The sequence below is a fragment of the Blautia sp. CGZ-1-C1 genome, from assembly GCF_056504575.1.
Genome location: NZ_JBWLUT010000085.1, coordinates 1 through 7,750, shown reverse-complemented (window position 1 = coordinate 7,750; position 7,750 = coordinate 1). Strand labels below are relative to the sequence as shown.

The 7,750-nt window shown below is 41.4% G+C and carries 8 protein-coding genes; 2 read left to right on the top strand and 6 right to left on the bottom strand.

The features are described from left to right. Nucleotides 1-678 (bottom strand): mannitol dehydrogenase family protein (locus tag AC058W_RS06700; RefSeq protein ID WP_479389856.1); only part of this gene is annotated, 678 nt, incomplete at its 3' end. A gap of 283 nt (nt 679-961) precedes the next feature. Between AC058W_RS06700 and AC058W_RS06695 the strand changes: the two genes are divergently transcribed. Continuing rightward, nucleotides 962-1,885, top strand: a complete 924-nt coding sequence (locus AC058W_RS06695) for an ROK family protein (RefSeq protein ID WP_479389855.1) — start codon at nt 962-964, stop codon at nt 1,883-1,885. Then, nucleotides 1,872-2,093 carry a hypothetical protein gene (locus tag AC058W_RS06690; RefSeq protein ID WP_479389854.1) on the top strand — a complete coding sequence of 74 codons (222 nt, stop codon included), beginning with the start codon at nt 1,872-1,874 and terminating at the stop codon, nt 2,091-2,093. Before AC058W_RS06695 ends, AC058W_RS06690 begins: the two co-directional genes overlap by 14 nt. 143 nt (nt 2,094-2,236) lie before the next feature. Here the strand turns inward: AC058W_RS06690 and AC058W_RS06685 are convergent, their stop codons facing one another. From AC058W_RS06685 to AC058W_RS06665, 5 genes are all read right to left on the bottom strand, one after another. Further along, nucleotides 2,237-2,944 (bottom strand): helix-turn-helix domain-containing protein, encoded by a 708-nt coding sequence (locus tag AC058W_RS06685; protein ID WP_117674227.1) that lies wholly within the window; start codon nt 2,942-2,944, stop codon nt 2,237-2,239. A 113-nt stretch (nt 2,945-3,057) separates the two neighbouring features. Beyond that, a complete protein-coding gene (locus tag AC058W_RS06680) occupies nt 3,058-3,312 on the bottom strand; it encodes a hypothetical protein (protein ID WP_117674226.1) in 255 nt (84 codons plus the stop codon). Nucleotides 3,313-3,523: 211 nt separating this feature from the next. Beyond that, complete coding sequence (locus AC058W_RS06675; RefSeq protein WP_117674225.1) at nt 3,524-5,332, bottom strand: Na/Pi cotransporter family protein; 1,809 nt, start codon at nt 5,330-5,332, stop codon at nt 3,524-3,526. A gap of 511 nt (nt 5,333-5,843) precedes the next feature. Beyond that, nucleotides 5,844-7,031, bottom strand: a complete 1,188-nt coding sequence (locus tag AC058W_RS06670; protein WP_118517074.1) for a pyridoxal phosphate-dependent aminotransferase — start codon at nt 7,029-7,031, stop codon at nt 5,844-5,846. Nucleotides 7,032-7,519: 488 nt separating this feature from the next. Next, nucleotides 7,520-7,750: hypothetical protein (locus tag AC058W_RS06665; RefSeq protein ID WP_479389853.1), on the bottom strand; the 231-nt coding region annotated here is incomplete at its 5' end.

Genomic DNA, 7,750 nt, shown 5'->3' with positions numbered 1-7,750 from the left:
AACAAATCCGGCTTTCTTCCACTCTTCTGTCATTGTCAATACTGACTCGCGAAGCTTTGCACCGTTCTGTGAGCAGTTATCCATGGAAACCAGTGCGATGGGATATTCACCGGCTTTATATCTTTCATAAAGCATTGCAACCAGAACTGCCATGGCACCAGCCGCTTTATCCGGACCATTCTTCATATCTGCTTCTACAAACGGGAACCATGTTCCGTCAGCTTTCTGTAATGCATAGCCTTTCTCTGTGATCGTAAAGGAAACCATCTGCAGGGATTTGCTTGTGAAGATTTCTTTCAGGCGTTTCCACTGTGCTGCATTAGAAGACTGTGCCTTCACTGCTTCTGCAAAAGCTCCGACTACTTTATACTCACGGGTTCCATCCCCATGCAGGATCACGCTTAATCCCAGATTGTCATATGGATCATAAATCTTGTCTGCTACATCATAATCAAAGGTTTCCACACAGGTAATCCCACGATCCAGAACTCCCTCTTCCAGAAGACCATCTGCAATTCCACCGATAAATACGCGGAAAATATTTCCGATACCAAAATGAACCCATACCGGATTCTCCTTTGCTTTCTCAGAGGCAGCCTCTACATCATAACCCGGAAGAGCGATCCCTGCCTTTTTCCATGCTTCCTGTTCCTTGATTCCATTGATTGATAATTTCATGTTATATACTCCTTGTTCGTCTTATTCGATACTTATTGTTTGTTGTTATGTTTTTTACTTACGTTTATACTTTAACTGTAAGTTGAGTATATATCTCTTTATTTAAAAAATCCATTGACAGAAATTCTAATTTTCAAATGACTTTTTTGTTTATTTTTACTATAGGTATTAACAAGTTGATTCGTTACTGTTCACACCGGATATTTTTATTGTTTTTTTTTCGTTGTATGCTACAATAAATCTGAAACTTAACATTATCTTATAACATAATCAGGAGAATATTATGAGTGAAAAGGGATTGACCAACATTAGTCTCAAGAAAATAAATAAGTCAAAGGTTTACCAGTACATTTACAGAAAAAAAATGACCTCCAAGCTGCAGATCGTTCAGGAACTGCAGATGGGTTTATCCACTGTCAGCCAGAACCTGAATCTCCTGGAGCAGGAAGGTCTTATAGAAAAAAATGGTTTCTTTGAATCCACAGGTGGAAGAAAGGCAAACGCCCTTCAGATTGTATCAGATTTTAAAATTTCCATTGGTATCGGTATTTTAAAAGGGATGTTTCATATTACTGCTGTAGACCTGTATGGAAATGCTTTCTATACAGACACCATTCCACTTCCATATTCCAATACACCGGATTACTATAAGCAGGTTACTGACGCAGTAAAGGAATTCATCTCATCGCGCCAGTACGACAATGACAAAGTTCTTGGCATTTCCATTGCCACACAGGGTATCACATCCCCGGATCATACCACTGTACTATATGGAGATATCATGGATAACGCTGGCATGAAACTGGATGATTTTTCCAGATATCTTCCTTATCCCTGTTATCTGGAACATGATTCGAAATCAGCTGCGTTCCTTGAATTATGGAATCATCCGGAGCTTGACAGTGCTGTTATCATCCTGCTGAACCGAAATCTGGGCGGCGGCATCATTACCAATCATCAGATTCATCAGGGAATCTCCATGCACAGCGGAACTCTTGAACATATGTGCATTAATCCCGATGGTCCGCTTTGCTATTGCGGCAGCCGCGGCTGCCTGGAAACCTACTGCTCTGCCAATGCACTGGAACAGGCTGCAGGCATGCCTTCCAAAGAATTTTTCCCTCTTCTGCGCGAAAAAATCTCCCCAGATCATACAGATCTGGAAAGATTATTTAAACCATCTGGCATTTGCCATGAAAAATCTTAACCTTATTATTGATGCACCGATCATCCTCAGCGGATATCTGGCACCTTATTTTACAGAAGAAGATATTGAATATCTGACAGAACATCTCCATACAGCCGCAGCATTCATACTGGATAAAACTCAGATCCTGGTCGGTACCAACGGACAATATACACCGGCAATCGGAGCGGCTCTGCATTATGTAGAGAAATTTATTCAATCTGTTTAACCATAGCAATCTGCTTCTCTACACCAATTAACTGCTCCACAGTTTATCAGAAGGAGGCTTGCACTCCTCCTGATACAGGTAAGTCTCCTCCCACTGCTGTTATATGCTACCTGTCTGCTTTATGTAAGAAATTCTTCTCTTCACTATTCTGTTTCATGTTTATCTGCATTTTTTTGCATCTCATATTCTTCCCGGTTTGTGCGAGCTGCGATTATTCGGGCGGCAAATAAGCAGAGCATAATTACAGCTATAATCAGAATAAAAACTATACTCTCCGTCATATTATCAATATCCCAGAAACTGATTATGGAATTTCCAAAAATGCAGGCTAAAGTAAATGCTTCAACAATACACTCAAGCCACATAATGGAACTACGGTAATTTTTCCCAGGCAGATTGCGGTCGAAGTATGCCATGACACCAAAAGTGATCAGGGCTGCTGCAAGCAAAATCCATTTTATGGGTACAGGACCTATCTTCCATGAAATATGAATGCCCCAAATACCGAAACCAATGCCTCCCAATATAATCGTTACCAGACCCAGAAGATAAATTCCTATCTGGAAACCTCTCAGACGTTTCTCTCCAATGTACTGGATCAACAGTCGTTCGGTTTCTCTTTTGTAATCTTCTGGTTCTATTTTCTTTCCAGACAGGAGTTCGCTGACAGTGATGTCAAATGTTTCGCATAGAGCTTCAAGAAGGGTGATGTCAGGGAATGATCTTCCATTTTCCCACTTAGAAACTGCCTTATCTGTGACTCCCATTTTCTCGCCCAGCTCTTTTTGTGTCCAGTTATGTTCTTTGCGGCACTGTGCAATGAATGCTCCAACTTTCTGTGTGTCTACCATAGTATGCTCTCCCTTGTACGTCTTTCTTGTACTTTTGTTACTTTAATTATGTCATAGACCATGGGGAAAGTCACCCTACTGCTGGTAGAATTGGCATTTATACTTTGTAAAGTCTACTTCAGTGCTGTCAGAATTCCCATTGCATTGTCGTAATCTTTCTCTCCGACCATGATTTCATACAATGTTTTATCTGTTCCAAAGTTCCCACCCATGCTGCGGACGATTCCCCTGCCCGGGGCTGTCATTTTTTCTTCGTGGTTGACTCTCTTTGTTTTGTATTTGATTTTCTCTGAATCTAAGGCTTTACAATACTGCTCATATTTATCTCTGGATGCACCGAGATAAACTGTTCTGCTGTCGAATAACATAATTGTTTCCTCCTTTAGGTGTTATGTTTGCAGGGTGTTATGTTTGCATAGTGTTGTGTTTGCACAATTTCCAACCTGCAATAGCTGATTCAGGATACAGAAAGAACCTCTGCATAAATATATTTGATTTACAAAAAACAGCAGACATCTGTTTCCAGATCATCTGCTGTCATTATATCATATACATTTACTGTTTTGTAGTATAAAAGTATTATTCTACTTCTTCCGGTTCCATGCTTCGCATGTGTTCCTCGTTCTTTACGATTTCATACTTCTGGCGATATTCCTTGAAGTATGTATAATATTCCACACTGTCAGATGGGTAAATCTTGGAATCATGGATATGCATATCCGGATTCTCGTCTCCACTCTTAAGGAGAGCTACCATTGCACTTGCACAATGTGCTGCAATACGGTTGAAGCTGTTGAGAATGTCTGTATATACAGTTCCCTCTTCCAGTCCGCAATTGCCATTACTCAGACGCTCCACATGATGCATCTTTAACTCATTGCATAAGGATGTGATAATCATTCCAAGCGGTGCAACTCTCTGAGCCATTTCCTTGTCATCATTGAGAAACGCACGACAGGTAAGGTTGATCTCCTCACGAACTGCTTCCATTACTACATTCAGCTCATCCCAGGCTTCCTGTGAGAAGTTGGTATGATTATCATGCATTTCACTGGACATATAGGCAATGTAGGATGCATGGTCACCGATTCTCTCAAAGTCATTGATGGTATGAAGATAAAGGGAGGCCTGCTTTGTCTGGGCGCTGTTCATCTCATGCTTTGTCAGCTTCATCAGATAGTCACCAAGACGGCTCTCATATTTATCAATCAGGTTCTCTTTTCTCTGTACCTTGTCAAATTTATCCTGCTGATATTCGTTCAGAAGGTTCATGGCACGGTTAACATTCTTACGAAGCTTCTTCGCCATACCGCTCATGGCACGATGGCACTGTCCAATAGCAAGTGCCGGGTAGTTCAGGAGACGTTCTTCCAGAAGGTCAAAGTCTGCCTCGTCTTCCAGTTCCTCTGCACTGTCTTTCACAAGCCAGCACACCAGCTGTTCAATCTTCGGTATGAATGGGAAGAGAACACATACTGTTGCCACACGGAATACAGTATTCAGTAAAGCAATGGAAACCGGTGACATGATCATATCCATAAATCCGAAATGTACGATAGCATTTACCGTATAGAAGATCACAGACCAGAGGATCAGGCCAAACAGGTCGTTGATCAGGTAAACAAGTGCTGTACGTTTACCATTTTTATTCGCACCGATGGCTGAGATCAGAACCGGACAGGCAGCACCTACACCGATACCGAGAACGATCGGGAATGCACTGGAGAATGTCAGGATTCCTGTTACAGATAATGCCTGCAGCACACCGACTGTTGCAGATGCACTCTGAAGCACTGCTGTAAATGCGATACCTACCAGAATACCGATCAGCGGATTGGAAAACATGGTCAGCATGTTTGTAAAGGTCGGGCTGTCTTTCAGCGGTGAAACAGCGCCACTCATTGTCTGCATACCTGTCATCAGGATTGCAAAACCAAGCATGATATTACCGATATTTTTATGCACGGAGCGCTTACATGCCATACGAAGGATAATACCAATAATCGCTACTACTGCTGAAATTGTTGCAGTGGATAAAATCTTAGCAATTCCATTCTTTCCATCAATATAAGAAAGACAGAGAATCCACCCGGTAATACTGGTTCCAATGTTAGCTCCCATGATAATACCAATGGCCTGCTTCAGCTTCATCATACCTGAATTAACGAAACCAATGACCATAACGGTTGTGGCAGAAGAAGACTGGATCACGCTGGTAACACCAGTACCCAGAGCAACTCCTTTCAGCGGTGTGTTTGTCATTCGATACAGGAAAGCTTCCAGCTTATTTCCGGCAACCATTTTCAGGCCATCGCCCATCAATGACATACCAAACAGAAATAATGCCACTCCACTCAGCAATGACAATATCATTGAAAAAATTCCCATTATTTTCTCCTTTGTCGTCTGCCTGATTTCCATCCTCATCCCAGGAAATCGGCGCATAATGTAAGCAGGTTATTTTACCTGTTTCTAATCAGAATTTAACCTGCTTTTTACTTTTCCATTCTTATTATGTCACGTTCGGGAGATTATTACAATAATTGTTTTTTCAAAAATTGCATTTTTTCCATAGCGTTTAAAATGCTGTCTTTTTTTTCCTGAATTTTTTTGCAATTTTCATAAAATTTTCCAGCATGATTCAAAACATATCAGAACATGCTGGAAAATAACATACAATAAATCGGACAGCAAAAGAACATGACCCTCATCCGATTAATCATTAAGCCGACCTTGGCAGACTGCTCATTGCCGCTCCTGTCGCAGCTTCCTCCTCACATTCTGCCAGAACAAGTTCTGCCTTGAACATATCCTCAATAATTTCACACAGTACCAGATTTTTTCTGTTAAAGGCATCTGATCTTCATCGTTGTTGTCCCAATATCAATCCCCGCCGTTTTCACAGTCCAAACTCTTCTGCCAGTTTCTTAAACTCTGGCAGAGAATTAATGATCGTATCATAAGATACGCAATAAGCCAGTCTCACATAACCCGGGCAGGCAAAGGAACTTCCCGGAACCATAAGGATATTATATTTCTTTCCAGCTTCGCAGAACGCTTTTTCATCTGCTATCGGAGATTTCACGAAAAGGTAGAATGCGCCTTGCGGTTTAATGCACTCGAATCCGCATTCCTTCAGTCCGTTATATAATGCCAGACGGTTCTTGTCATATGCAGCTACATCCACTTCTGCATCTACACATTTAGCAATCACCTTCTGCATCAGGGATGGGGCGTTGACACATCCGATAGTACGGTTGGCAATAGCCGCAGCAGTGATAAGTTCTTCACTGCCATCTGCTTCATCCGGAATTACCAGATAACCGATACGCTCTCCCGGAAGGGACAGAGATTTACTGTAAGAATAACCAACAATAGTATTGTCGTAGTATTTTGTCAGATACGGAACTTCTACACCGTCATAAGCCAGCTCTCTGTATGGCTCGTCAGAGATCAGGTAAATTACACTGCCAAATTCCTTCTGTTTTTTCTCAAGAATTGCTGCCAGCTTCTTAATAGTTTCTTCGGAATATACAACACCAGTGGGGTTGTGAGGTGTATTTACGATCACTGCCCTTGTCTTTGCTGTAATCTTCTGCTCAAACTCCTCAAGATTCGGCTGAAATGTGGTGGTATCCGGAGAGATTTCCACAAGCTTGCCATCAAAATTGCGCACATATGCACCATATTCCAGAAAGTATGGTGCAAAAACAATCACTTCTTCCTCAGGATTCAGGATTGTCTTGAAAATCACATTCAGACCGCTGGCTGCCCCAACCGTCATAATCAAATTCTTTGCCGTAAATTTAGTTCCAAAGCGGCGGTTCAAAGATTCTGCGATCGTCTGGCGCACATCCTCAAATCCCGCATTACTCATATAACCATGAAGCACTGTAGGCTCCACTTCGTTCACCAGATCAATAATAGCCTCCTTCACACACTCCGGTGCCGGAACGCTCGGATTCCCAAGACTAAAATCATAAACTTTATCCGCACCGTAAATGGCTCTGAGACGATTTCCCTCCTCAAACATCATACGGATGGCTGAATTATTTTTTACATAAGGTTTCATTTTTTCTGCTATCATAACACATTCGCTCCTGTTCAAATAATCCCGGTAAACCACCGAAATTCAGAATAATATTGCAACTGTCCAATTTCTCTTGCAGTGCATAATTTATCTTTATTTTAACCTTATCATGGTAAAGTGTCAATGTGCGACAATATACTATATTCCATCTTTTTAGCCGAAGTCAAGTAAGTCCCCTGCTTTAATTGCGAAAAGCAATAAGCAGGGGGTGGGAACTTGCTTGTATCAGAAGGAATCTTTGCGCTCCTCCAGTAACAAAATGTCAATAGTTTTTTAATCACTTTTTTCAAAAAAGGCAAAAAGAATAGAACGTATAGTTAATTTCCATACGCTCTATCTCACATTTCATAGTGACATGCTCCCATCACTTAAATCCCAGATTTTGAAGTGGGGGCTTCTTGCTCAATGACTCTACTGAGCCAAGTATCTACAAGCTATCCTCGCGTGTCCCGCGATTTTTTTTGCCCGGACACGGGCGTATTTTCTTACTTATTGTCCGGATACGGACAGTTTACGCTGTTCCCTTGCCAGCCTTTTTTCATTTTTTTGAAAAATCCTGCCTTTTCCATCTCAATCTCTTTTTTCATAAAAACAGTTCTTTTTTGATCTTTTATCTTGTCGACTGTTTTTGTTATACCATGAATCGCGTTGAAGAACAAGCGTTCTTTCCTGTTTTTTTGCAATTCATCTCCTACCTGTAGAGGAAAGAGAATACT

What these genes read in the sequence shown, in the direction of transcription:
- AC058W_RS06695 (WP_479389855.1), top strand. Translation starts at nt 962, where the DNA reads ATGAGTGAAAAGGGATTGACCAACATTAGTCTCAAGAAAATAAATAAG.
- AC058W_RS06690 (WP_479389854.1), top strand. Translation starts at nt 1,872, where the DNA reads ATGAAAAATCTTAACCTTATTATTGATGCACCGATCATCCTCAGCGGA.
- AC058W_RS06685 (WP_117674227.1), bottom strand. Translation starts at nt 2,944, where the DNA reads ATGGTAGACACACAGAAAGTTGGAGCATTCATTGCACAGTGCCGCAAA.
- AC058W_RS06680 (WP_117674226.1), bottom strand. Translation starts at nt 3,312, where the DNA reads ATGTTATTCGACAGCAGAACAGTTTATCTCGGTGCATCCAGAGATAAA.
- AC058W_RS06675 (WP_117674225.1), bottom strand. Translation starts at nt 5,332, where the DNA reads ATGGGAATTTTTTCAATGATATTGTCATTGCTGAGTGGAGTGGCATTA.
- AC058W_RS06670 (WP_118517074.1), bottom strand. Translation starts at nt 7,031, where the DNA reads ATGATAGCAGAAAAAATGAAACCTTATGTAAAAAATAATTCAGCCATC.